We start from the raw sequence: 21,204 nt of genomic DNA on the forward strand, positions 1-21,204 counted from the left end.
GAGAAGCCGATCATGAACGCCCTGATCAGCGTCGCCGACCTGCTCGAACACGGCGCCGCGCGCTGGCCGCAGCATCCCGCGTATGCCGACGGCGGCGGCACGATGACCTACGAACAGCTCGCACGCGCGGTCCGCCGCGCGGCCGCCGCGCTCGCGTCGCGCGGCGTGCAGCCCGGCGAGCGCGTCGCCATCTACGCGCCGAAACGCATCGAAACCGTGGTCGCGATGCTCGCGGCCAACGCGCTCGGCGCGATCTTCGTGCCGGTCAATCCGCAGTTGAAGGAAGCGCAGATCGAACACATCGTCGCCGACAGCGGCGCGGCGCTGTTCATGACCGGCGCGCAGCGGTTGAAGCGTCTGCCTGCGCTCGCCGCGCTCGTCGGCGAACGCGCGATGCTGATCGAGGAACTGGCCGACGCGATCCACGCAGCCGGCACCGACACACCGGCACTGGCATCGCTTCCCGCCGGCCGGCCGGTGGACGACGACCCCGCCGCGCTGCTCTACACGTCCGGCTCGACCGGCAAGCCGAAAGGCGTGGTCGTGTCGCACCGCAACCTCGTGTCGGGCGCGTTCAGCGTCGCGGCGTACCAGGGGCTGGCCGACGACGACGTCGTGCTCGGCGTGCTGCCGCTCAGCTTCGACGCGGGCCTGAGCCAGCTCACGACCGCGCTGGCCGCCGGCGCGTGCTATGCGCCGCTCGACTTCCTGCAGCCGGCCGAAGTGCCGCGCCATTGCGACGCGTTCGGCGTGACGTCGATCACCGGCGTGCCGCCGTTGTGGATGCAGCTCGCGTCCGCCGGCTGGAGCGACACGGCCCGCACGCGGATCCGCCGCTTCGCGAACACCGGCGGCCATCTCGCGACGCCGCTGCTGCACCGCCTGCAGGCGGTGTTCACGAACGCCGCGCCGTACCTGATGTACGGGCTGACCGAGGCATTCCGCTCGACCTACCTGCCGCCGGCCGACGCAGCGCTGCGCCCGACGTCGATCGGCAAGGCGGTACCGAACGCCGAAATCCTCGTGCTGCGCGCGGACGGCAGCGAATGCGCGGCCGACGAGCCCGGCGAACTGGTGCATCGCGGCGCGTTCGTCACGCTCGGCTACTGGAACCGGCCCGAGCTGACCGCGCAGCGTTTTCGCCCGCTGCCGCGCCGGCACGGCGAGATCCCGCGCCCCGACGTCGCCGTGTGGTCCGGCGACATCGTGCGGCGCGACGCGGACGGCTACCTGTATTTCGTCGCGCGCGGCGACGACATGATCAAGACGTCCGGCTATCGCGTCAGCCCGACCGAAGTCGAGGACGTGCTGTTCGCGCTGCCCCACATCCGCGAGGCCGCCGTGTTCGGCGTGCCGCACGCCTCGCTCGGCGAAGCGATCGCCGCCTGCGTCGTGTCGACGCTCGACGCCGACGCGTGCCGCGCCGACATCGCGCGCGCCTGCCGCGACGCACTGCCGACCTACATGAGCCCGCTCGTCGTCGAGCCGCTGCCGGCGTTGCCGCGCAACCCGAACGGCAAGGTCGACCGCCCCGCGCTGAAAAACCAGTATCGCGACGCGTTCGCGCCCACGAACGAGGAGACCGCCGCATGACCCTGTCGACGCTCGATGAAACCTGCCTCGGCGCGCGCCGCGTCGCCGAGCCCGGCACGCTGGCCCTGTCGGGCGGCGTCGTGGTGCTGCCGCCCTCGGTCGTGTTCAGCGCGATCCAGGCGCAGGAACGCCATCCCGGCTACCGGCACCTGCTGCTGCCGCAGGCGCGCTTTGCCCGGCCGCGCGGAATGGGCGCACTGACCGCTGACGAAAGCACGCGCCTCGCACCGGGCGGGCGGCCCACGCTGCGCGTCGCGCCGCCCGGGCGCAGCCTCGCCGATCTCGCCGCCGACGCGGCGCTCGACCTGCGCGACCAGCTCGGCTCCGGGCAGCTAGCCCGCACGACCCACGTGATCGTCGCGAGCTGCGCGCTCAACGAAGGCATCGGCGATTCGGTCGTCGGCCGCATGCAGTACGAGCTCGGCCTGCAGCGCGTGACGCCGTTCGCACTCGGCCAGAACGGCACGCTCGGCTGGTATTCGGCGCTGATGCTGCTCGACGGGCTGCTCGACGAAGGCGACCAGGCGCTCGTGATCCTCAGCGACAAGTGGCTCTACCCGTTCTTCCGCCAGTTCGGCGACCTGGTCGGCTACGGCGACGCGGCCGCCGCGCTGCTCGTGTCGCGCGCGGGCCCGGCGCCCGAGCCGGCAGACTGGGGCGGCGTGCGGTCCGTCGCGGTCGAATTCGGGCCGTCGATCGCCGATCCATGGGCCGACGCGCCCGGCACGTTGCGCGACACGCTCGCGCCGGTCGCCGCGCGTGCGATCCGCCGCGCGCTCGACATGGCCGGGCTGCGCGCCGGCCAGATCGACTGGTGCGTGCCGCCCGGCTTCGATCCCGGCTTCGCGGCGCGCGTGGCCGACGCGGCGTCGATCCCGGTCGCCGCCCGCATCCAGCATGAAGCGGACGGCCATCTGTCGTCGGCCGAATCGGCGGCCGCGCTGATCCGGCTCGCCGGCGCGCTGGACGAAGGCGAACGCCGCACGGTGCTCGTGTGGGATGCGGCACTGCATGGCGCGGCGGCAGCGGCCGTCGTCGACCTCGCCGGCGGCCTCGATGCCGCGCTCGATATCGAAGGAGACGCGTGATGAGCGCCTACAAGGTGAGCCTGCGCGAGCTGCGCTTCTTTCTGTGGGAACTGTTCGAAGCCGACAAGCGGTTCCTCGCGGAACACGGCCTGTACGGCACGCATGACCGCGCGTCGATCGATGCGCTGCTCGAGCGCGCGCGCGATTTCGCGCTCGACCTCGGCCGCAGCTACCAGCAGGCGGACGTCGAAGGCTGCACGCTGCTCGACGACGGTCAGGTGCGCATTCCGTCGCATTTCCACGCGCTATGGGCGCGCTTTCGCGACGAATGGTCGAACACGCTGTTCGGCACCGCGCACGGGCTGCCGCCGATCGTCACGCAGATGATCTACGAGATGTTCATGGGCGCGAACCCGTCGTTCATGACGTATGGCGGCTTCACGCGCCCCGCGATCAAGCTGCTGCAGATGCACGGCACGCCGCACCAGAAGGCGCTGATCGCCCCGCTCGAGGCGTACCGCTGGGATGCGTGCTTCTGCGCGACCGAACCGCAGGCCGGCACCGACCTCACCGCGGTGGCGCTGCGCGCGACGCCGCTCGAACGCGACATCTATGCAATCGACGGCGAGAAGGTCTACATTTCGGCCGGCATGCACGAGCTGACCGAGAACACGCTGTATTTCGTGCTCGGCCGCATCGACACCGCGTCGCCGGACTCGTTCTCGCTGTCGTGCCTCGTCGTGCCGCGCTTCTGGCCGGACGAGGAAACGGGCGAGCTGCAATCGAACCATGTCGACTGCATCGGCCTGCCGCGCAAGATGGGGCTCAAGGGCTGCGCGAACACGCACCTGGTGTTCGGCGCGAACGGCACGACCAGGGGCTGGCTGCTCGGCGGACGGCGCAACGTCGGCCTGCTGCAGCTGATGCCGCTGATGAACCAGGCGCGGATGAGCACCGGGATGTTCGGCGTCGGTGTCGCGTCGAGCGCGTACCTGCATGCGGTCGAGTATGCGGGCCGCCGGCTGCAGGGCCGGCCGATCGAGCGCGCGTCGAACACCAACGCAGCGCGCGTCGCGATCGTCGAGCACGCGGACGTGCAGCGCATGCTGGTCGACATGAAGAGCCGCGTCGACGGCTGCCGCGGCCTGCTCGGCAAACTCGCCGCAACCGCCACGCGCGCGGCGATGCTCGAAGCGACGCCCGATGCCGATCCGGCCGAGATCGAGCGCCACCGCAAGCTCCAGCTGCTGCTGACGCCGATCTGCAAGGCGTTCATCTCCGACCAGGCGTGGCGGATCTGCGAAACCGCGATCCAGGTGCACGGCGGGCTCGGCTATACCGATGCGAGCCCCGTCGAGCAGAACGCGCGCGACGTGAAAATCCTGTCGATCTGGGAAGGCACGAACTACATTCAGGCGCAGGATCTCGTGCGCGACAAGCTCGGTTTCGGCCGCCATTCGCGGCTGATCCAGTACTACCGCGACGAACTCGACGTATTCCTCGCGCGCCAGCATCACACCGGCACACATGCGGAGCTGCGCCCGCTGTTCGATGCGCTGCGCACGGGCGCCGACCGGATCGCCACCGCGCTCGACGACATCGCGCGCGACGTGCAGGACGGCCATACGCACCGCAGCAGCCAGTTCTACACGCGCTTTCTCGAGATGTTCGGCGTGGTCACATCGGCGTGGGTGCTGCTCGAATCGGCGACGATCGCCGCGCGCCGGCTCGACGCACCGGACACGGCAGATACGCCGGCCGAACTCGCGTTCTATCGCGGCAAGCTGAAAAGCGCGCGCTACTACTTCGCGAACGTGCTGCCCGTGGTCGATCAGCACGCGGCCGTGATCGCCGCGATGGCGCATGCGGCAATCAGCGTCAGCAGCGACGAACTCGCGCAGGTGGAATGACATGGATACGACGCTCGATTCCGGCGCGACCGCTTCGACCGCCATGCCTACTTCAGTTGGCGACGCGCCGCGCAACCTGCTCGGCCGCCCGGCGACCCGCCATCGCGGCACCGACATCGACGGCGCGACGCTCGAACCCGAAGCGCTGCGCGTGCGCGATCTCGACCTGAACGCGCTGATCGGCGCGACGACGTTCGAAGGCGCGCTCGCGCACCTGTGGTTCGACGTCGCGCCCGGCAGCGCCGAGCATCGCGCACACGAGGCGGCAATCGGCGCGCGGCTCGCCGCGTTCGCCGATGCACTGGCGCCCGGCTCCGCCGCGCAGTCCGTCGCCGCGGATCTCGGCGCGGCGGGTGTCGCGCCGGTGTTCGCGTCAGCGTCCGGCCTGCTGCGCGGCTTCGACGACGTGGCGGCCGGTGTGCACGGCGACGCACCGGACGACGCGGATCTCGACACGATGCTGCTATGCGCGGCCGCCGCGCCGTTCCTGCTGCACGCGGCAATCGAAGGCCGTCCGTTCGCGGCACGCGACGACTCGACCGGCGCATCGCTCGCCGGCGCGTCGAGCCACGCGCAACGCATGCTCGTGCTGACCGGCGCGACGCGCAACGACGCCCCGGCGCAAGCCGCAATGGACATGCTGCTCGTCGCGTGGCACGCCGGCTTCGGCTACATCACGCCGACCGTGCTCGCGCCGCGTGTCGCGATCGGCACCGGCGTCACGCTCACGCAGGCCATCGCGTCCGGTTTCCTTGCGAGCGGGCCGTCGCACGTCGGCGCGGCGCTCGAAGCGATGCACTGGCTCGCCGCGCTCGCGCAGTCGATCCCGGGCGGCACCGGCGCGCCGCCTGCCGCGCTCGACGCAACCGGGCGCGCGGCAATCGATGCCGCGCTCGATGCGAAACGCACGCTGTACGGCTTCGGCCATCCGCTGTTCGTCGCCGATCCGCGTCCGCCGCACATGCGCGCGCGGTTCGCGGCGCAAGGCTTCGACGGCGCGTACATGACGCTGTTCGACGCGTGCTGCGCGCAAGCCGACGCCCGCCGCGCGTTGCGCCCGAACATCGATTTCCTGACGGCCGCGACGTTGCTCGAACTCGGTGTTGCCGCGCCGTCGTGGGGCGTCGGCGTCGGGCTCGGCGCGCGCATCGCGGCGATGGCCGCGCATGCGGTCGAGCGCCGCCGCCGCCCTGCTTTCGGCGTCAACAGCGCGACCGCGCGACGGCTGCTGGCCGCCGTGCCGGTCGGCTGGCTGTGAACCCTCATCCCTCCGCACTCCGCAAAAGGACCGTCATGCTGCTCAAGAACCTGCGCCCGGCGAACGACTACGATCGCTTTGCCACCGAAACGCTCGAACCGTGGGACCTGCTGTTCATCAGCCGCATTCGCCAGCTCGCGCGCGGGATGACGCCCGGCGTGATCGCCGACATCGGCACGGCCACCGGCGTCGTGCCGGTGCGGCTCGCGACCGACCCGGCGATGCGCGGCTGGCGCTACGTCGGCATCGACCTCGATCCGGCGATGCTCGACGAAGGCCGCCCGCGCATCCATGAACTCGACCTCGACGACACGATCGAGATGCGCGTCGGCGACGCGCTCGCGCTGCCGTTCGACGACGGCACGCTGACGATGGCCGTCGGCCGCGCGACGCTGCACCACCTGCCTGACAAGGCGCTCAGCCTCACCGAGATGTACCGTGTGCTGGAACCGGGCGGCATCGCGCTCGTGCACGACATGCGCCGCGACGCGCCGCAGCACCTGCTCGACCGCTTCACCGAGATGCGCGCCGCCGCCGACTATCCGCCGACCCACGTCGAGGAAAAGATCACGCTCGACGAGGCGCACGCGCTCGTCGCCGAAGCCGGTCTCGCGGCAGTCGCGTCGATCTACAGCCCGAGCGCCGGGCTCGGTGCGCTCGGCTTCGAGATCCTGCTGAAGAAACCGGCGCTGGCCTGAGTGATGACCGACCTCGCCTTCCTCGCCGCGCACGCCGCCGCACGGCTCGGCGCCGACGACGTGCACTGCTCGGCGGTCGCGCCCGGCGCGACGCTGCCGCTGTGCGTGACGCCGCGCAGCGCCGAACTCGCGACCTCGCCGGAAATGTTCGTCGCGTGGTACCGCTCGCGGCTCGACACGATCGACACGCTGCTCGACGCGTGCGGCGCGCTGCTGTGGCGCGGCTTCGCGGTGCCCGACACCGCCGCGTTCGGCCAGCTCGGCGCGCTGTATCCGGCGTACGCGAACGGCTACACGGCCGGCGCCGCGCCGCGCAAGCAGATCGACGGCCAGGTGTACGAGTCGACCCGCATGCCGCCGCCGTTCAAGATCGGGCTGCACCAGGAGATGGCCTACATGCCAGCGTTCCCGCGCCTCGTTGCGTTCTATTGCCGGCAGCCGGCCGATGCGGGCGGCGAAACGCCGATCTGCGACATGCGGCGCGTGACGGCACGCGTGCCGGCCGCGCTGCGCGAGCGGTTCGCCGAACGCGGCGTGATGTACCTGCGCAATTTCGCGGCGCCCGGCGAGCGCGCGGACGGCCTCGCCGCCAATCCGGGCATGCCGTTCGCCGAATACCACCGGCCGTGGGATGACGCATTCGGCACGCGCGAGCGCGACGAGGTCGAGCGGCTGTGCGCGGAACGCGGTGTCGGCTGCCGCTGGCTCGACGACGGCAGCGTGACCGTATCGCACGTCGGCAGCGCGCTGCGCGCGCATCCGCGCACCGGCGAAACCGTGTGGTTCAACCAGGCGAGCGCGCAGCACCCGAACCCGCGCTCGATGGGCGAGCTCAGCTACCGCTACCTGCAGCGCATGTACGGCGGGCGCGCCGCGTTCCCGTACGAGATCCGCTATGGCGACGGGTCGCCGATGCCGTTCGACGATCTCGTCGCGATCTACGACGCGCTCGACGACGAGGAGCTCGCCTTCCCGTGGCAGGCCGGCGACGTGCTCGTCGTCGACAACATGCTGGTCGCGCACGGCCGCAACCCGTACCGGGGCGCGCGCGACACGCAGGTCATGCTGTTCGACTGACAGGAAGCCGACGATGAGCGATTCGTTCCTCGCCTCCGTGCGCGCGCTGTTCGGCCCGCACACCGCGTTCGACCGGCCGCTGCGCACGGCCACGCAGCCGCTGCCCGATGCCCACGCGCCGGGCGCGGCGCTCGGCGCGCGCGCGATCGACGTCGCAGCCGGCGATTTCCGTTTTTCCGCGCGGCACGTGCGGTTCCGGCTCGGCGCCGTCACCGCGATCGTCGGGCCGAACGGCTCCGGCAAGACCACGCTGCTCGAAACGCTGCTCGGCTTCCGGCGCGGCGGCACCGACGTGCGCGTGCTCGACGTGCCGGCCGCGCGCTTCATGCGCGATACGCCGTCGCTGCGGCGCATCGGCGCGCAATTGCAGAAAGTCGAATATCCCGACCATCTTCGCGTGTCGGAGATCGTCGCGCTGCACCGCGCGATGTACGTGCACGCGGATGCCGCGGTCACGGATGCGCTCGGCGTCGCCGAACTGCTCGACAAGCCGTGCCGCGCGTTGTCGAAGGGGCAGCGCCAGCGCATCGACCTCTACGTGGCGCTTGCGCACCGGCCGGAACTGGCCGTGCTCGACGAGCCGTTCACCGGCCTCGACCGTCGTTACGCGGGCGTCGTGATCGACCTGCTGCGCCACCGTGCGCGCGGCACGAGCGTCGCGATGATCTGCCACGCCGAGGAAGAGCTCGCCGTCGTCGACGATCTCGTGTGGGTACGCGACGGCGGCGTGCGCTACCAGGGCGACAAGGACGCGCTGCGCGCCGAACTCGTCGGCGAGGCGCGCGCGGTCCTGCACTGCCGCGACGAAGCCGATGCACGTGCGCTGCGCAAGCGGCTTGCAGCGCTGCCCGGCGTGACCGGCGTGCGCGTATCGGCCACGCATGTCGTCGAGGTGTTCGGCGATGCGACGCTGCATCCGAACGTGCACCGCATCGTCGGCGAACGAGGCATCCAGCATCTCGCGCTCGCACCGAGCACGCCGGGCGACCTGCTGCGCCTCTGTACCGAGGGTCCTTCCCATGACTAAGGTGTTCCTGATCCTCGTGCGCAACGAGCTGCTCGGCTATCTGCGCAGCCGCTCGTCGCTGTTCTGGACGCTCGTGTTCCCGGTGTTCCTGCTGAGCGTGATGCTGTTCGCGTTCGGCGGATCGGGTTCGCTCGGCACGGCCGACGTCGCATTCGTCGTACCCGGCGGCGCGACCCCGTACAGCCGCGCATGCGAAGCGCAGATCGTCGAGAGCCTCTCGCACAGTGACACGGTGAAGGCGACCTTCGACGGCCGCGGCGCGGCAGCCGATCGCGTGACCGTCGTGCTCGGCAACGACGAGCGCACGCCTGCGACGATCCGCTACGACTTCAACGGCTCGCTCGCGGTCAAGGCTGCGTCGCGCGTCGTCGAGATCGCGCTCGCGCGCTGCGCCGCGCAGCGGCTCGGGTTGCCCGCCGCGCAGGCGCGTTTCGAGAACGCGGCACCCGCGCGCCGCCCGTTCGACTACGGCGCGTTCTTCGCGACCGGCATTCTCGTGATGGCGTTCATGGCGATCGGCCTCAACTCGACGACGACCGCGATCGCGTCGCTGCGCGAACGCAATACGTTCAAGCTGTACGTGTGCTTCCCGGTCTCGCGCGGCGTGTTCCTCGCGGCGCTGATCGTCGCGCGGATGATCATGATGGCGCTGTCCGCGCTCGTGCTGCTGACCGTCGCGCGCGTGGCGTTCGGCATCGCGCTGCCGATCGCCACGCCCGACGGGCTGCGCGCATTGCCGATCGTGCTGCTCGGCGCGGCGATGGTGCTCAGCATCGGCGTGCTGCTCGCGAGCCGCGCGAAGTCGCTGGCCGCGGCCGAACTCGCGTGCAACGTCACCTACTACCCGCTGCTGTTCTTCAGCGACCTGACGATCCCGATGCATGACGCGCCGGCCTGGCTGAAGGCGGTGCTCGCGTTCCTGCCGACCAACCAGTTCGCGGTCGCGCTGCGTGGCGCGCTGGTCGACGGCGCCCCGTATGCGCAGCTCGCGCCGCAACTGCTCGGCATGGCCGCGAGCACGGCGCTGTTCCTGTTCGCCGCCGCGCGGCTGTTCCGCTGGCACGACGCTTGACGCGTCGCCCGCCGTTTCGAATTTCGACGTTTCGACGAAGGAGAACCCCCCGATGAAATCGAGCAATCCCATAACCGACTACCTGCTGCACGCGAGCAACTTCCTGCCGGCGATCGTGTTCCTGTTCTACGGCCGGCTCGGGCCCGAGCAGCCGGACGTGCGCTGGACGCACGCGTTTCTGATCGGCGGCGTGCTCGCGCTCGCGCACGGCGCGTGGCTGCTGCGCCGCGCGGACCGCAACAGCATCGCGCTCGGCGTCGACCTGTTCCTCGTGATCGGTGCGGTGCTCGCGCTCGTGTCGCCGACAGGTAGCCGCCTGTGGGGCGAGGAACTCGGCCCGGCCGCGATGCTCGTCTGCGTGCTGGTCGTCGGCATCGTGCACACCGCGTGGTCGGACGGCGGTTTCGTCGACGGCACGTTCGTCGACCATGCACGCGCACGGTCGCTGTCGATCGTGCTGCTCGCCGTCACCGTCGTCGCGCTCGCGGTGTCGATCACGATGCGCCACAGTCCGCTGTGGGGCGGCGTCGTGCCGCTGATCGCGCTGGTCGTCGTGCGCGGCCGCCTGCGCAAGCAGCTCGTGCGGGCCGGCTGACGATGAGCGCGCTGCCCGACCGCGCCGCGCAGCGGCACGCACTCGCCGCAACGCTCGGCGACGGCTGGCTCGATGGCGCATCTCCTGACGCGTGTTCATCGTATGAAACGGACGTGACACTGCACGGCGGCATCGCGCTCGGCATCGCCCGGCCCGCGTCGACCGCCGACGCGAGCGCACTCGCCCGAGTCGCCGTCGCGCACCGCATCGCGCTGGTCGCGCAGGGCGCGCGCACCGGGCTCGTCGGCGCGGCCGTGCCCGATCGCAGCGGCACGCAATGCGTGGTGTCGTTCGACCGGATGCGCGCGGTGCGCGCGTTCGACGCCGCGAATCGCAGCATCACGGTCGAGGCCGGCGTGCGGCTGTCCGACATCAATCGCGTGGCGGCCGAAGCCGGCCTGTGCCTGCCGATCGACCTCGGCAGCGATCCGGCGGCCGGCGGCCTCGTCGGCGCGAACGCGGGCGGCAGCCGCCTGATCAAGTATGGCGACGTACGCCGCAACGTGCTCGGCGTCGAAGCCGTGCTCGCCGACGCGGCGGGCACCGTGATCGATGCGCTCGCGCCGCTGCGCAAACGCAACGCGGGCTTCGACGTCAGCCAATGCTTCATCGGCGCGAACGGCGCCAACGGGCTCGTGACGGCCGTGTCGTTCGCGCTCGCGCCGCTCGAACGGTCGTCGTGCGCCGCGTTCGTCGCGTTCGCGTCGTACGACGCGGCGCTCGCCGGCCTGCTCGCGTTCGAACGTGCGTTCGGCGAGATGCTGTCGGCATTCGAATTCATGTCCGCGGCCGCCGTCGGCTGCGTCGCGGCCGCGTATCCGGCGTCGCGCATTCCTTTCGAAGCCGACGCTGCCGCGTGCTATGCACTGGTCGAGATCGCAACCGGCATGCCGGGGCTCGATGCGCTGCTCGAGGAACGGACGATCGCGACGCTCGACACGCTGGCGGGCGAACACGTGGTGCTCGACGCGGCCTGCGCGCCGGCCGAACGGTTCTGGCGGATCCGCGACGCACTGCCGGCCGCGGTGGCGCAGGACGGCATTCCGTTGTCGTTCGACGTGTCGTGTCCGCGCGGCGCGCTGGCCGCGTTCGTCGCCGACGCCGAGCAGTGGATCGCGGCCGCGCATCCGTCGCTGCGCTGTCACACGTTCGGGCATTTCGGCGACGGCGGCTGCCATCTCGTCGTGTCGATCCCGCACGCCAGTGCGGACCGCTACGGGCCGCTGCAGCAGGTGGCGCTGCGCGGCGCGCTGTACGACCGTGTCGTGCGGGCCGGCGGCTGCTTCAGCGCCGAGCATGGCGTCGGGCCGGTCAACGTCGCGTATTACCGCAAGCATGTGCCGGCCGCACAACGGCAGGTCACCGCCGCCATCCAGCACGCCGTCGACCCGCTGGGTCTGATCGGGCGTGTCCGCTATTGACGCGCCGCTGCGCGGCGCCACGGAGAATTCGCATGATCCTTCGACATCCACCCGGCCCGGATTCCGATTCCGTACCGGATGCCGACCCGCCGTTCTCCGGCATCCCGGCCACGCTGCCCGACTCGGGCGTCGTGGTCAACGTGCGAGGCGTGGCGTACGTCATCAAGCTGCCGCCGCGCGATCATGCGCGCCCGGCGCTGTGGCGCGAGCTGGAAGATTGGCGTGACGACCGGTCGGCGGGCGGTAACGGCGAGCCGGACGCGCGGCAGGATTGAACGTTCATGTGCGCTCCGGTGCCTTGAAGGGCCGCCGCCAAAACGACCGCGGCGCCGGACAACCCAGGTCGTCCGGCGCCGCAGTCGGGCGAAGCATGCGATCGGAGAATCAGAACACCGCGTGCCCGCTGATGACGCTCGGCAGCCACGTCGAGAAGAACGGCAGGTACGTGACGATGTTGATCGCACTGAAGATCGCCAGGTAGTACGGCCACGCCATCTTCGTGGTCTCGCCGATCGACACGTTGCCGATCGCGCAGCCGACGAACTGCACCGAGCCGATCGGCGGGTGCACGAGGCCGAGCGAGCAGTTCAGCAGCAGCATGATCCCGAACTGCACCGGCCCGACGCCGCACGCCATCGCGATCGGCAGGAACAGCGGCGTCGTGATCAGGATGTGCGCGGCCATGTCGACGAACGTGCCGAGGAACACCTGGATGATGTTGATGTACAGCAGCATCAGCCACGGCGCGGCGGTCGACTGCTTCAGCAGCCCTTCGATCGCATCCGGAATCTCCAGGTACGACATCTGGAAGCGCAGCATGTTCGACACCGCGATCAGCAGCAGCACGACACCCGTCGTGCGCGCCGCATGCGACAGCGCGCGGCGCAGCTTCTCGGCCGTCAGCGTGCGGTACACCACCGCGGTCAACACGAGCGAGTACACGACGGCGATCGCGGCGGCTTCGGTCGCGGTGGCAATCCCCTTCGCGACGCACACGAGGATGATCGCGATCACCATCAGCCCGGGCACCGCGCCGACGAAGCTGCGCAGCACCGCATACCAGCCGGGAAACGCGGGCAGCGCGGACGAACCGTCTTCACGGCGCGGATAGCCGTGACGCACGGCCTGCCAGTACGCGGCGGCCAGCACGAAGCCCATCACCCACAACACCGGCAGCAGCCCCGAGAACAGCAGGTCGCCGATCGACACGCCGCTCACCGGCTGGCCGTGCAGCATCCCGGTGATGCCCTGCGCGGCGAACGCGTAGATGATCATGTTGGTCGACGTCGGCATCAGCGCGCCGGCGAGCGACGCATGCGTCGTCACGTTGACCGCGTACGCCGCGCTGTAGCCTTCGCGCTTCATCAGCGGAATCACCACGCCGCCCATCGCCGACGTATCGGCGGTCGGCGAGCCCGACACGCCGCCGAACAGCGTGCAGGCGACGACGTTCGCCATCCCGAGGCCGCCGCGGAAGTGGCCGACCGTCGCCTGCGCGAAGCGCAGGATCCGGTCCGCGATGCCGCCATGCAGCATCAGTTCGCCGGAGAAGATGAAGAACGGCACCGCGAGAAACGAGAACGCGTTCATTCCCGAGATCATCGCCTGCATCGCGGTCGCGATCGGCAAACCTTCGACCATGTAGGTCAGCACGCACGCTATCCCGAGCGCGAACGACACGGGCACGCCCAGCACGAGGAAAATCAGAAAACTGACGGACAGGATCGCGAGTTCCATGGCGTTATTGTCCCGGCGAAGAACGACGAAGCGCGAGCAGGTGCTCAAGCGAGAAGAGGATGATGGCGATCGCCGCGGGCATCGCGATCAGGTAGCGCACGCCTTCGGGCAGCCCGATGATCGGGATGCGGTCGCCCATCGTCTCGGCGGCCATGCTGCCGCAGCCGACCATGATCATGATCGCGAACGCGATCAGGCTCAGGTGCTGGATCGCGATCACCACCGTGCGCGACTTCGGCGGCAGCCTGCGCACGAGCGAATCGAGGCCGATATGGCCGCCGTCGCGCACCTTCATCGCCGCACCGAACATCGCGATCACGATCACGAGCAGCAACGCGATCGGCTCCACGAAATCCGGCGCGTTCTCGAACACGTAGCGCATCACGACCGCGTAGAACACCAGCACCGTCAGCACCGCGAGGCACGCCGACGCAATCACGGCCAGCACGCGGAACAGCACGTCGTTCACGCAGCGCAACAGCGGCGCGGCATGCTGCCGCGCCGGCGCGGTGCCGTCCGGCGCGTCGCCGGGCGAACCCGCCGCCGACGCGCCGTTCAGGGAAGTGTGACGTGTCACTTGGTGGCCTCGATCTCGTCGACGATCTGCTTCATCTGCGGCGTCTTCTCGTACTTCGTCCACAGCGGCTGCATCGCCTTCACGAACGCCGCGCGGTCGATCTGCGCGGCCGGCAGCACCTTCGCGCCGCCCTTCGTCACCGTCTGCTGCGCGGACGCTTCACGCGCGGTCCACAGCTTCTGGTAGTACGGCACCGAATCGGCCGCCGCCTTCCTGATCGCGGCCTGCTCCTGCGGCGACAGCGTGTCCCACACCTTCTTCGAGAACACCAGCACTTCCGGCGTCATTGCGTGCTGCGTCTCCGAGTAGTCGGGCGCCACTTCGTAGTGCTTGGTTTCCTCGTACGACGGCATGTTGTTTTCGGCCGCGTCGACGAGGCCCGTCTTCAGGCCCGTGTACACCTCGGCGAACGGCATCGGCGTCGGCGTGCCGCCCATCGCCTTGATCTCGTCGACCATCAGGTCCGACGGTTGCACGCGCACCTTCAGCCCCTTCATGTCGGCCGGCGAGCGCACCGGGCGCTTCGCGTAGATCGAGCGCGCGCCGCTCTCGTAGAACGTCAGCGCGATCATCCCTTTCGCGGTGAACGCGTCGAGGATCTTCTGGCCGGCCGGGCCGTACATCGCCTTGCGGAAATGATCGACATCGCGGAACAGGAACGGGAACGACGGGATCAGCGATTCCGGCACGATCTCGTTGAACGACGCGCCGTTCACGCGCGCCATGTCGATCGCGCCGATCCGCACCTGGTCGACCGTGTCCTTCTCCGAGCCCAGCGCGCTGTTGCCGAACACCTTGATCGAATCCTTGCCGCCAGTCAGCTTCGACAACTCGTCGCCCATGGACTTGACCGCCATGTTGGTCGGGAAGCTGTCGCCGTGCACGTCCGCCGAGCGGAACACGCGCGCCTGCGCGGACATCGCGAAGCCGGCCATCAGCGCGACGGCCAAGGCGATACGGGAGCGGTTGAATCGGTGCTTCATCGTCAGTCTCCTTGATGGTTGTGCTCGTTGTTGCGCGGCGATCCGCCGACATGCGCATTCTTCGGCGCCGTGCTCGCTGACCGCTGAGTCATACGTCGTATGACATGTTGACGCGAATGTACGTCGGTTAATCGTTTAACTCACTTGGTGCATACCCGTAGAGCTATCTCCATGACAGGTTTCGGGTGAGTTTCAGGGAATCGTTTTCTCTGTTTAGATGAATTTACGCGAAACGTTTTCCGGGAACGGGTTCGTGTTTGAGCTGGATGGTCAGCTGGCCGCTTCCACCGGCACCGGAAACCAAACTTTCGCTTCGTTTTCAATTGTTGTAGGATGACTGATCACATCATCGGCAGGTCGGCGCGATGTCAGGAGCACACGCCGGCCATGCACCGCCGCGTGCGGCACGACCGGAAGGAACGAAAGGGAATCCGGGCAGCGGCTGGCGCCTGCGCCTGCCCCGCCGTAGGGCGCCAGAGTACGCGTGACTCTGCGTGCCTAAATTACTGCGACTGCCCAACGCATTGTCGACAACACCTCGCGAAATCGACGTCCGGAGTCATCCCTCCCAAGTCGCGTGTTCGCGTAGGGCGCACGGCTGGCGCCATGCTTTTCCGACTTTCGACCCAGTCGATTTAACCGGCTTAGCTCGCAACTCCGGCGGGGGTGTACGGCCATTTTCGGACATTCGACATCGCAGACTAGATCGTCGACAATCGGGTCCGGGGCTATTCCGGTAACCCACTGCCTCTTCATGAAGCCGGCCGAGATACGACAGAATGACTATTGATCAGTTATTGCTCGATGATATTTCCGATGAGTTGGCCGGTGGTAGCTTGAATTACGGCGTGTTTCTCAAGGCCTACGCCGTTGTACATGCCGAACCGCTTCAATCTACGGAGATAGTCTCAACAGCTCTTGGAGGCGAAGCGATTGCGATCGATTTTGCGGAGATAAGTTCTGACTCAGTTATTGAGATGGTGAAATGCTGTCTCCTTTACGCCGGGGACGATGCTGCTGGACCATCGAAAGAAACGCTCGAATCGGACGTTTTGTCGGGGATGATCGAGAAGCTTGTATCCGACTTACGGCTCACAATATCGCACGCGATAAAGGTAGAGGCGTTCACGCTAGAAGAGGGGCACCCCTTCTATCCGGTTTTCTGGGACTTTGCCTTCTTGTTCCAAGCTGCTTCGGAAGCCACCATCTTCATCGGAGCTAGCTCAGATTGATTTGAGCCATGCCGAGCGACCAGTGGCCGAGAAATTTCCCGGCAGGTCCGGAACGTGCTCGATGAGGTTTCGTGGAGAATCGACGGAGGCCGCAACAACTGGCTCCATCGGTCGGCAATCGACCACGAACGGTCGGTCGACATGTGCGATGCACTTCGTTAATAATTTGACGTCCACCACGCTCGAACGAAAGGGCTGTGAACTCATGCAGTTCGAATTCATTGATGTTCAATGGCGCCATCATTTTGAAGCGGAACCCACGCGTCTCGTCTCGGAGCTTGACGAACATCGCATGGAAACCCGAAAGCTCGAATTTTTTAGGGATGGACAGGTCGGCTATGCGTGCGCCGGCCACGCGACGTGTGGGACTGCGCTAGGCTTGGTTCCCGTTCCGTCGCTCTCAGAGATCAATGCGGATCCCGAATTCGCTGGCGCCATGATTTCCTCAGCCGAGTTTGAAGCCCTATGGTCAACGCACGTGCGCTGATGCCAAGTACGTAGCACCGACCGGTTGAATCCGCAGTCGGAAGTCGCCCGTCGCAGGGCAGCGGCCGGCGGAATTCAGCCAGCAAGCGTGTAGACCTCGCCTTCATCGCCCCGGATGACGGCAGAAAGCGCCACGGCCAGTCGCATAGCCGCCGCCATCGTTGGATCGACCGCGGATAGATTCCGAGGCGCGTTGAAACTTGCATGGCCCCGATTCCAGCTAAAGGTCTTGATCCATTCGCCATCGACAAGGACCGCGACATCGCCGGGCCTTCCCGGAATCGAAATCCTTTCGCCCGTCACTGGATTCACCGACGTGACCGGGTGCTCGTCTTCTTTTAAAGAGGCTTGCCCGAGGATAGCGGCCCGCCATTCATCCAGCGAGATGGACGGATCACGTTCGATGTGCAGTCGATAAGCCATGGCAGAAACCGGAACGGTAGGGGGTGGGTTACGCTAACACGAATGACGGCTTAGGAGAAAACCGGGTGGTCGCAGGGGGGGCACGAAGGTGTCGTCGAGCGGCGCGGGGCGCGCATTGGGCGGCATCCGGCCACGAAGCGACATTCACTGCGCTATCCAGAATAGCCGTTAGTCGCCTCTGAGAAGCCGATCGCACGCTGCTGAAAGCGGTAACGAAATTGCGGACAGGTTCGGCCCAGTTGACAACTGCATTACGGAAATCCAATACTTCCTTTCCTCAGACGTTGTCGACGCGACATTGCCGGGTAATCAATGCGCAGCAGGCGAACGTGAGTCGCCTTCGCAGCGAGCGTCGGCGTCGAGCAATCTGCAATCACCAACACAGCGTGAGGAATTGCCATGCGCCGCCCTATTCGCGTCGTTCTGACCTGTCTCGCCGCAGCAGCGACGCTCCTCGCCGATTCGGCCGGATCGCTAGCCTGCACACGCGTCGTCTATCTCGGCAACAACGACGACGTCATCACCGCCCGATCGATGGACTGGAAACTCGACGTTGCCACCAATCTTTACATCCTGCCGCGTGGCATCGCCCGCACCGGTGAATCCGGTCCGAACTCCATTAAATGGACCGCCAAATACGGTAGTGTCGTGGCGACGGGTTATGACGTTTCCACCACCGATGGCATGAACGAAAAGGGGCTGGCCGCTGAACTGCTCTGGCTCGTCGAGTCGCAATATCCCCCCTTCGACAAGAACTCGAAACCGGGGCTCACCATCGCCGCATGGGCGCAGTACGTGCTGGACAATTTTGCGACCGTCGCGGAAGCCGTGGCTGCGCTCGAGAAAGAGCCGTTCACGATCGTGACTGACAACGTCCCTGGAGAACAGCGCCTCACCACACTGCACCTCGCCATGTCGGACGCGACTGGCGACAGCGCCATCGTCGAGTACATCGGCGGAAAGCAGATCATCCATCATGGTCGGCAGTATCAGGTCATGACCAACTCACCGACCTTCGACGAGCAGCTTGCACTGAACGAATATTGGAAGCAGATAGGCGGCACCGTCTGGCTGCCCGGCACCAATCGCTCGGCTGACCGGTTCGCGCGCGCCTCGTTCTACGTCAACGCTATCCCCAAGAGTGAAGACCCCGCCATTGCACTTGCCAGCGTTTTCAGCGTGATTCGTAACGTCTCGGTGCCGTTCGGGATCACCACCCCGGGCGAGCCGAATATATCGTCCACACGCTGGCGCACTGTTGCCGATCACAAGCGCATGCTTTACTTCTTCGAATCGGCCGTCACGCCGAGTACTTTCTGGGTCGATCTCAACAAGGTCGACTTCTCCGCCGGCGCACCCGTCAAACGTCTCGACCTCGGCAAGGATCAGCGCAATGCATTCGGCGGCGAAGTCTCGAAGGACTTTCAACGCGCACCCGCGTTTCCGTTCCTCGGCCCCGGCGCGAGCAAGTCCCTCTGAGGCGGGGCGTCAAGGCTTCGTCGTGGACGCACTCTGCAAGTGCCATGACGCGTGCCGGCCGGATGCCTTTCGCCAGCATGTTATATCTCGCGGAGATATCGCCGGCGCTGAGCCGGCAACCTGGCCCTGTTGCGCCCGTTGGGTTCCGTTGGTGGGTAGCCTCTGGAAACGGACATCGAGAGCGGCGGCAACCAACGACTGCCCTGGGTCGACTGCTGTCGACTCATACTGCGGAAGTGGCAATTCATGCACAATGTCGAACCGTCGCCATTTTGGCGGGAGTCGGCGTTCAAACAGCGTGAGGTTCCGCAGGCCATTGTCCGTTCGCTCACACTTTCGCACGAACGGATTGCCCATACGGAGCTGCGACCCAGCGACAGTGCAGCCACTGTTGCAGCGCGCTCCTCACGTGCGTGCGAACCGCGTATAAGTCCTTCAACTCATGCGGACGTTCTTGTCATGCCAGAAGATTTCGAAGTTCACGGCCCACACGATCATGCAGTAGAGCACCCTGCGGCGCATGAAGAGAGCCACGGAGCGGCGCGCATCGCCGTGATGACCGCTGTCCTCGCCTGCGTCGGCGCGATTTCCGCGTACCAGAGCGGTGCGGAAGAGAATTTCGCGTTGCTGCACAAGAACGAGGCCGCGATCCAGAAAACCGAGGCAGCTAACCTGTGGGGCTATTACCAGGCAAAGGGCGAGAAGCAGAATCTAGCCGAGCTCGGTGCGGCGTTGAGCCAGGAAGCGTCGCCGCAAAGAAAGCGTTTCGAAGCAGACGCGGCGCGGTATCGCGAAGAGAAGGAGCCGATCCGCAAGCGCGCCGAAGCGCTCGAGCAAGAAGTCGTGAAGAGCAATGCTGCAAGCGAGGAGCGGCTACACCGGCATCATCGTTGGGCGCAGGCCACTACCATCATCCAGATCTCGATCGCGCTTGCGGCGATCACGATTCTCACGCGGCGGAAATGGATGCAACACCTGTCGATGGGTGCTGCCGCGATCGGCGTCGTGCTGGCAGGGCTGGCGCTCTTTGGTGTGTAGCGGCCCGACGAGCGGGCGATTGTCGGCCAGCTTGAGACATTCGACGCAGCCACTTAAATCGCGGACAATAGGTTGTCCAATCGCCTTGATGCACTAACCACACAATACTGTTTCGAATCGTATATGTGGCCTTTCAAAAAGCGTGTGACGGCTTCGGCTGCAAACCCCGCCTCATCCTCAGATAAGGTCCTAGAGCCGGCCGCCGCTCCAAGCGATCCGGTTTACTGCTACGTTGAATTCGAATCGAATGGCGAGAAGGCCTTACAGCGGCTAACGAAATTCTTTGACCTCGTGAAGGCTGCAAAGGATAGCGATGAGCCCGCCGACGAGTCGCAATTATCAGCTTATCTGATCGAGGCTGAACGTGCCTACTTTCCGAGCCTGACCGCGGAAGAGGTGGCTGAGTGGAACGAATATTGGTTTTCCACTCCGCTGCCGAAGCGACATTCTCCTGAGATGCCGACGCCTGGATGGGACTTTGCGTCCATGCTGGACGCATTCTGGAATGGGGACTACGACCTCATTGCAATCCGACTGCGAGCAACACGGCATGTGTTGGAGTTCAACCCGCATGGTTATCCATATGGCGGCATCGGCAGCCTAGTTGCGATGGTTGAATGTTTCGGGCATCAGGTCGTCGGCGTCGATGACGGAACGGGGTATGAGAAATACGTGCCACGTACGAACATCTGGAAGCCACGTGCTCGCCGTGTTGTCTGACCACGTATTGCGGCCGCATCGGATGACTGCTTCGGAGCCGGGCCAATGACCGCTCCGGGTTGCGGATTCAACCGGTCGCGCGTCGCATCGACGGGTTGAATCCGCGACCCCAAAACAGTCGTTCGACGCCGTCATCGAAATCGTCGACGATCGACCACGGTGTTGTCACTATAGCGGCAGACATCCAACACTCAGGTCCGCAGGGCAATGGCAAAACCTATCGTAGTCGTATTGCTGAAAAATCCATTTCCGGAAGCTTTTCGCTACGTTGAGACTTTACTCCAACCTCTCGGATTTCTGCTTGCCAATCCTGATAGCGGTCAGATAACTCATTGGACCGATGGCGGCCGGCAGAAGGCGATATCCCGCACCGAGATCGTAGATAAAGCATCGACCGGTGAAGTAAAGAACGTTCAGTTTTGGCAGTCCGACAGCGATGATCTATTAGTGTCCTGGATCGATGCGGTGCCGGGATGGGAATTTTCCTTTCATCTCAATGGCGTCACGCCAGAACTGAAGATCGCGTTGGCGATCGCACTGTCTCGTACTGTCCTGGTTGACTTGAAGCTGCAATACGTCGACGAGAGTGCCTTGAGAATCGATTTCGACTAACGTTCCGGTCGAAAGCCCAATCCAAATCCTCAGGTTGGATCCAGCGACCGCTTCAAGAACATTCGACTGGCTGTCCAGGGTCGGCTGCACTCAACCGCGCACAACGAAATGCCACCACGTCGGCGCCGCAATGATCCATTCGCACAAACTCCGACACACCACGCCAGCATCGGTGGCGCGACCGGCCGTCAGTCGCCGATTTTATGCGCACGCAGTTGCCGATACCCCAGCCCCCTAC

Annotated in this window: 21 protein-coding genes; 17 read left to right on the plus strand and 4 right to left on the minus strand. The window is 66.5% G+C overall.

All coding sequences use genetic code 11. The annotated features are described in order from the left end of the window. Positions 1-12 precede the first annotated feature (12 nt). Genes FFS49_RS26885 through FFS49_RS26935 form a run of 11 tightly spaced genes read left to right on the plus strand, consistent with a single transcriptional unit; the run spans position 13 to position 11,954 of the window. Entirely contained in the window at positions 13-1,593 is a 1,581-nt protein-coding gene (locus tag FFS49_RS26885) for an acyl-CoA ligase (AMP-forming), exosortase A system-associated (protein WP_105817709.1), read from the plus strand. Further along, positions 1,590-2,681: a hypothetical protein gene (locus tag FFS49_RS26890; RefSeq protein ID WP_071335846.1), complete on the plus strand. Its 1,092-nt coding sequence runs from the start codon at positions 1,590-1,592 to the stop codon at positions 2,679-2,681. Before FFS49_RS26885 ends, FFS49_RS26890 begins: the two co-directional genes overlap by 4 nt. Further along, a complete protein-coding gene (locus FFS49_RS26895) occupies positions 2,681-4,531 on the plus strand; it encodes an acyl-CoA dehydrogenase (protein WP_171026843.1) in 1,851 nt (616 codons plus the stop codon). The genes FFS49_RS26890 and FFS49_RS26895 overlap by 1 nt, the downstream gene beginning before the upstream one ends. Position 4,532: 1 nt before the next feature. Beyond that, positions 4,533-5,789: a citrate/2-methylcitrate synthase gene (locus tag FFS49_RS26900; RefSeq protein WP_105817711.1), complete on the plus strand. Its 1,257-nt coding sequence runs from the start codon at positions 4,533-4,535 to the stop codon at positions 5,787-5,789. A 35-nt stretch (positions 5,790-5,824) separates the two neighbouring features. Beyond that, positions 5,825-6,487 (plus strand): class I SAM-dependent methyltransferase, encoded by a 663-nt coding sequence (locus FFS49_RS26905; protein WP_039347774.1) that lies wholly within the window; start codon positions 5,825-5,827, stop codon positions 6,485-6,487. 3 nt (positions 6,488-6,490) lie between these two features. Then, entirely contained in the window at positions 6,491-7,564 is a 1,074-nt protein-coding gene (locus FFS49_RS26910) for a TauD/TfdA family dioxygenase (RefSeq protein WP_039347901.1), read from the plus strand. A 13-nt stretch (positions 7,565-7,577) separates the two neighbouring features. Continuing rightward, positions 7,578-8,591 (plus strand): ABC transporter ATP-binding protein, encoded by a 1,014-nt coding sequence (locus FFS49_RS26915; RefSeq protein WP_137909929.1) that lies wholly within the window; start codon positions 7,578-7,580, stop codon positions 8,589-8,591. Beyond that, entirely contained in the window at positions 8,584-9,663 is a 1,080-nt protein-coding gene (locus FFS49_RS26920) for an ABC transporter permease (protein WP_039347779.1), read from the plus strand. Before FFS49_RS26915 ends, FFS49_RS26920 begins: the two co-directional genes overlap by 8 nt. A gap of 52 nt (positions 9,664-9,715) precedes the next feature. Then, positions 9,716-10,258 (plus strand): permease, encoded by a 543-nt coding sequence (locus FFS49_RS26925; RefSeq protein ID WP_105817713.1) that lies wholly within the window; start codon positions 9,716-9,718, stop codon positions 10,256-10,258. A gap of 2 nt (positions 10,259-10,260) precedes the next feature. Then, positions 10,261-11,679 carry an FAD-binding oxidoreductase gene (locus FFS49_RS26930; RefSeq protein WP_105817714.1) on the plus strand — a complete coding sequence of 473 codons (1,419 nt, stop codon included), beginning with the start codon at positions 10,261-10,263 and terminating at the stop codon, positions 11,677-11,679. Positions 11,680-11,711: 32 nt separating this feature from the next. Next, positions 11,712-11,954, plus strand: a complete 243-nt coding sequence (locus tag FFS49_RS26935) for a hypothetical protein (RefSeq protein ID WP_105817715.1) — start codon at positions 11,712-11,714, stop codon at positions 11,952-11,954. A gap of 109 nt (positions 11,955-12,063) precedes the next feature. On the opposite strand, the gene FFS49_RS26940 is transcribed toward FFS49_RS26935, so the two are convergent. From FFS49_RS26940 to FFS49_RS26950, 3 genes are read right to left on the minus strand one after another with little or no spacing between them, the layout of a single operon-like run. Next, positions 12,064-13,416 carry a TRAP transporter large permease gene (locus FFS49_RS26940; protein ID WP_039347791.1) on the minus strand — a complete coding sequence of 451 codons (1,353 nt, stop codon included), beginning with the start codon at positions 13,414-13,416 and terminating at the stop codon, positions 12,064-12,066. A gap of 4 nt (positions 13,417-13,420) precedes the next feature. Further along, positions 13,421-13,993 carry a TRAP transporter small permease gene (locus tag FFS49_RS26945; protein WP_105817716.1) on the minus strand — a complete coding sequence of 191 codons (573 nt, stop codon included), beginning with the start codon at positions 13,991-13,993 and terminating at the stop codon, positions 13,421-13,423. After that, positions 13,990-14,976, minus strand: coding sequence for a TRAP transporter substrate-binding protein (locus tag FFS49_RS26950; protein ID WP_039347796.1), 987 nt, complete (start codon positions 14,974-14,976; stop codon positions 13,990-13,992). Before FFS49_RS26950 ends, FFS49_RS26945 begins: the two co-directional genes overlap by 4 nt. Positions 14,977-15,755: 779 nt before the next feature. Between FFS49_RS26950 and FFS49_RS26955 the strand changes: the two genes are divergently transcribed. Beyond that, a complete protein-coding gene (locus tag FFS49_RS26955; RefSeq protein ID WP_105817717.1) occupies positions 15,756-16,208 on the plus strand; it encodes a hypothetical protein in 453 nt (150 codons plus the stop codon). A gap of 148 nt (positions 16,209-16,356) precedes the next feature. Then, on the plus strand, positions 16,357-16,695 hold the full coding sequence (locus tag FFS49_RS26960; protein ID WP_224755624.1) for a hypothetical protein: 339 nt from the start codon (positions 16,357-16,359) through the stop codon (positions 16,693-16,695). Between the two features lie 74 nt (positions 16,696-16,769). On the opposite strand, the gene FFS49_RS26965 is transcribed toward FFS49_RS26960, so the two are convergent. Next, a complete protein-coding gene (locus FFS49_RS26965) occupies positions 16,770-17,117 on the minus strand; it encodes a hypothetical protein (protein WP_137909930.1) in 348 nt (115 codons plus the stop codon). Positions 17,118-17,516: 399 nt separating this feature from the next. Here FFS49_RS26965 and FFS49_RS26970 point away from each other — a divergent pair, with 399 nt between their 5' ends. The 4 genes from FFS49_RS26970 (at position 17,517) to FFS49_RS26985 (ending at position 20,966) form a co-directional block, all read left to right on the plus strand. Then, positions 17,517-18,596: a linear amide C-N hydrolase gene (locus FFS49_RS26970; RefSeq protein ID WP_105817718.1), complete on the plus strand. Its 1,080-nt coding sequence runs from the start codon at positions 17,517-17,519 to the stop codon at positions 18,594-18,596. Between the two features lie 459 nt (positions 18,597-19,055). Continuing rightward, the gene (locus FFS49_RS26975) at positions 19,056-19,634 is read left to right on the plus strand and encodes a DUF4337 domain-containing protein (protein ID WP_105817719.1); all 579 of its coding nucleotides are present in this window, start codon (positions 19,056-19,058) and stop codon (positions 19,632-19,634) included. A 123-nt stretch (positions 19,635-19,757) separates the two neighbouring features. After that, positions 19,758-20,354: a hypothetical protein gene (locus FFS49_RS26980; protein WP_105817720.1), complete on the plus strand. Its 597-nt coding sequence runs from the start codon at positions 19,758-19,760 to the stop codon at positions 20,352-20,354. 207 nt (positions 20,355-20,561) lie between these two features. Further along, positions 20,562-20,966 carry a hypothetical protein gene (locus FFS49_RS26985; RefSeq protein ID WP_105817721.1) on the plus strand — a complete coding sequence of 135 codons (405 nt, stop codon included), beginning with the start codon at positions 20,562-20,564 and terminating at the stop codon, positions 20,964-20,966. Positions 20,967-21,204: the final 238 nt, after the last annotated feature.

It is taken from the genome of Burkholderia sp. 4NA327C6 (assembly GCF_005502655.1).
Classification (GTDB): domain Bacteria; phylum Pseudomonadota; class Gammaproteobacteria; order Burkholderiales; family Burkholderiaceae; genus Burkholderia; species Burkholderia contaminans.

Coding starts and splice junctions, on each gene's coding strand:
- FFS49_RS26890 (WP_071335846.1), top strand. CDS start 1,590: ATGACCCTGTCGACGCTCGATGAAACCTGCCTCGGCGCGCGCCGCGTC.
- FFS49_RS26925 (WP_105817713.1), top strand. CDS start 9,716: ATGAAATCGAGCAATCCCATAACCGACTACCTGCTGCACGCGAGCAAC.
- FFS49_RS26965 (WP_137909930.1), bottom strand. CDS start 17,117: ATGGCTTATCGACTGCACATCGAACGTGATCCGTCCATCTCGCTGGAT.
- FFS49_RS26975 (WP_105817719.1), top strand. CDS start 19,056: ATGCCAGAAGATTTCGAAGTTCACGGCCCACACGATCATGCAGTAGAG.
- FFS49_RS26915 (WP_137909929.1), top strand. CDS start 7,578: ATGAGCGATTCGTTCCTCGCCTCCGTGCGCGCGCTGTTCGGCCCGCAC.
- FFS49_RS26905 (WP_039347774.1), top strand. CDS start 5,825: ATGCTGCTCAAGAACCTGCGCCCGGCGAACGACTACGATCGCTTTGCC.
- FFS49_RS26900 (WP_105817711.1), top strand. CDS start 4,533: ATGGATACGACGCTCGATTCCGGCGCGACCGCTTCGACCGCCATGCCT.
- FFS49_RS26970 (WP_105817718.1), top strand. CDS start 17,517: ATGCGCCGCCCTATTCGCGTCGTTCTGACCTGTCTCGCCGCAGCAGCG.
- FFS49_RS26940 (WP_039347791.1), bottom strand. CDS start 13,416: ATGGAACTCGCGATCCTGTCCGTCAGTTTTCTGATTTTCCTCGTGCTG.
- FFS49_RS26960 (WP_224755624.1), top strand. CDS start 16,357: ATGCACTTCGTTAATAATTTGACGTCCACCACGCTCGAACGAAAGGGC.
- FFS49_RS26955 (WP_105817717.1), top strand. CDS start 15,756: ATGACTATTGATCAGTTATTGCTCGATGATATTTCCGATGAGTTGGCC.
- FFS49_RS26910 (WP_039347901.1), top strand. CDS start 6,491: ATGACCGACCTCGCCTTCCTCGCCGCGCACGCCGCCGCACGGCTCGGC.
- FFS49_RS26930 (WP_105817714.1), top strand. CDS start 10,261: ATGAGCGCGCTGCCCGACCGCGCCGCGCAGCGGCACGCACTCGCCGCA.
- FFS49_RS26935 (WP_105817715.1), top strand. CDS start 11,712: ATGATCCTTCGACATCCACCCGGCCCGGATTCCGATTCCGTACCGGAT.
- FFS49_RS26950 (WP_039347796.1), bottom strand. CDS start 14,976: ATGAAGCACCGATTCAACCGCTCCCGTATCGCCTTGGCCGTCGCGCTG.
- FFS49_RS26920 (WP_039347779.1), top strand. CDS start 8,584: ATGACTAAGGTGTTCCTGATCCTCGTGCGCAACGAGCTGCTCGGCTAT.
- FFS49_RS26980 (WP_105817720.1), top strand. CDS start 19,758: ATGTGGCCTTTCAAAAAGCGTGTGACGGCTTCGGCTGCAAACCCCGCC.
- FFS49_RS26885 (WP_105817709.1), top strand. CDS start 13: ATGAACGCCCTGATCAGCGTCGCCGACCTGCTCGAACACGGCGCCGCG.
- FFS49_RS26985 (WP_105817721.1), top strand. CDS start 20,562: ATGGCAAAACCTATCGTAGTCGTATTGCTGAAAAATCCATTTCCGGAA.
- FFS49_RS26895 (WP_171026843.1), top strand. CDS start 2,681: ATGAGCGCCTACAAGGTGAGCCTGCGCGAGCTGCGCTTCTTTCTGTGG.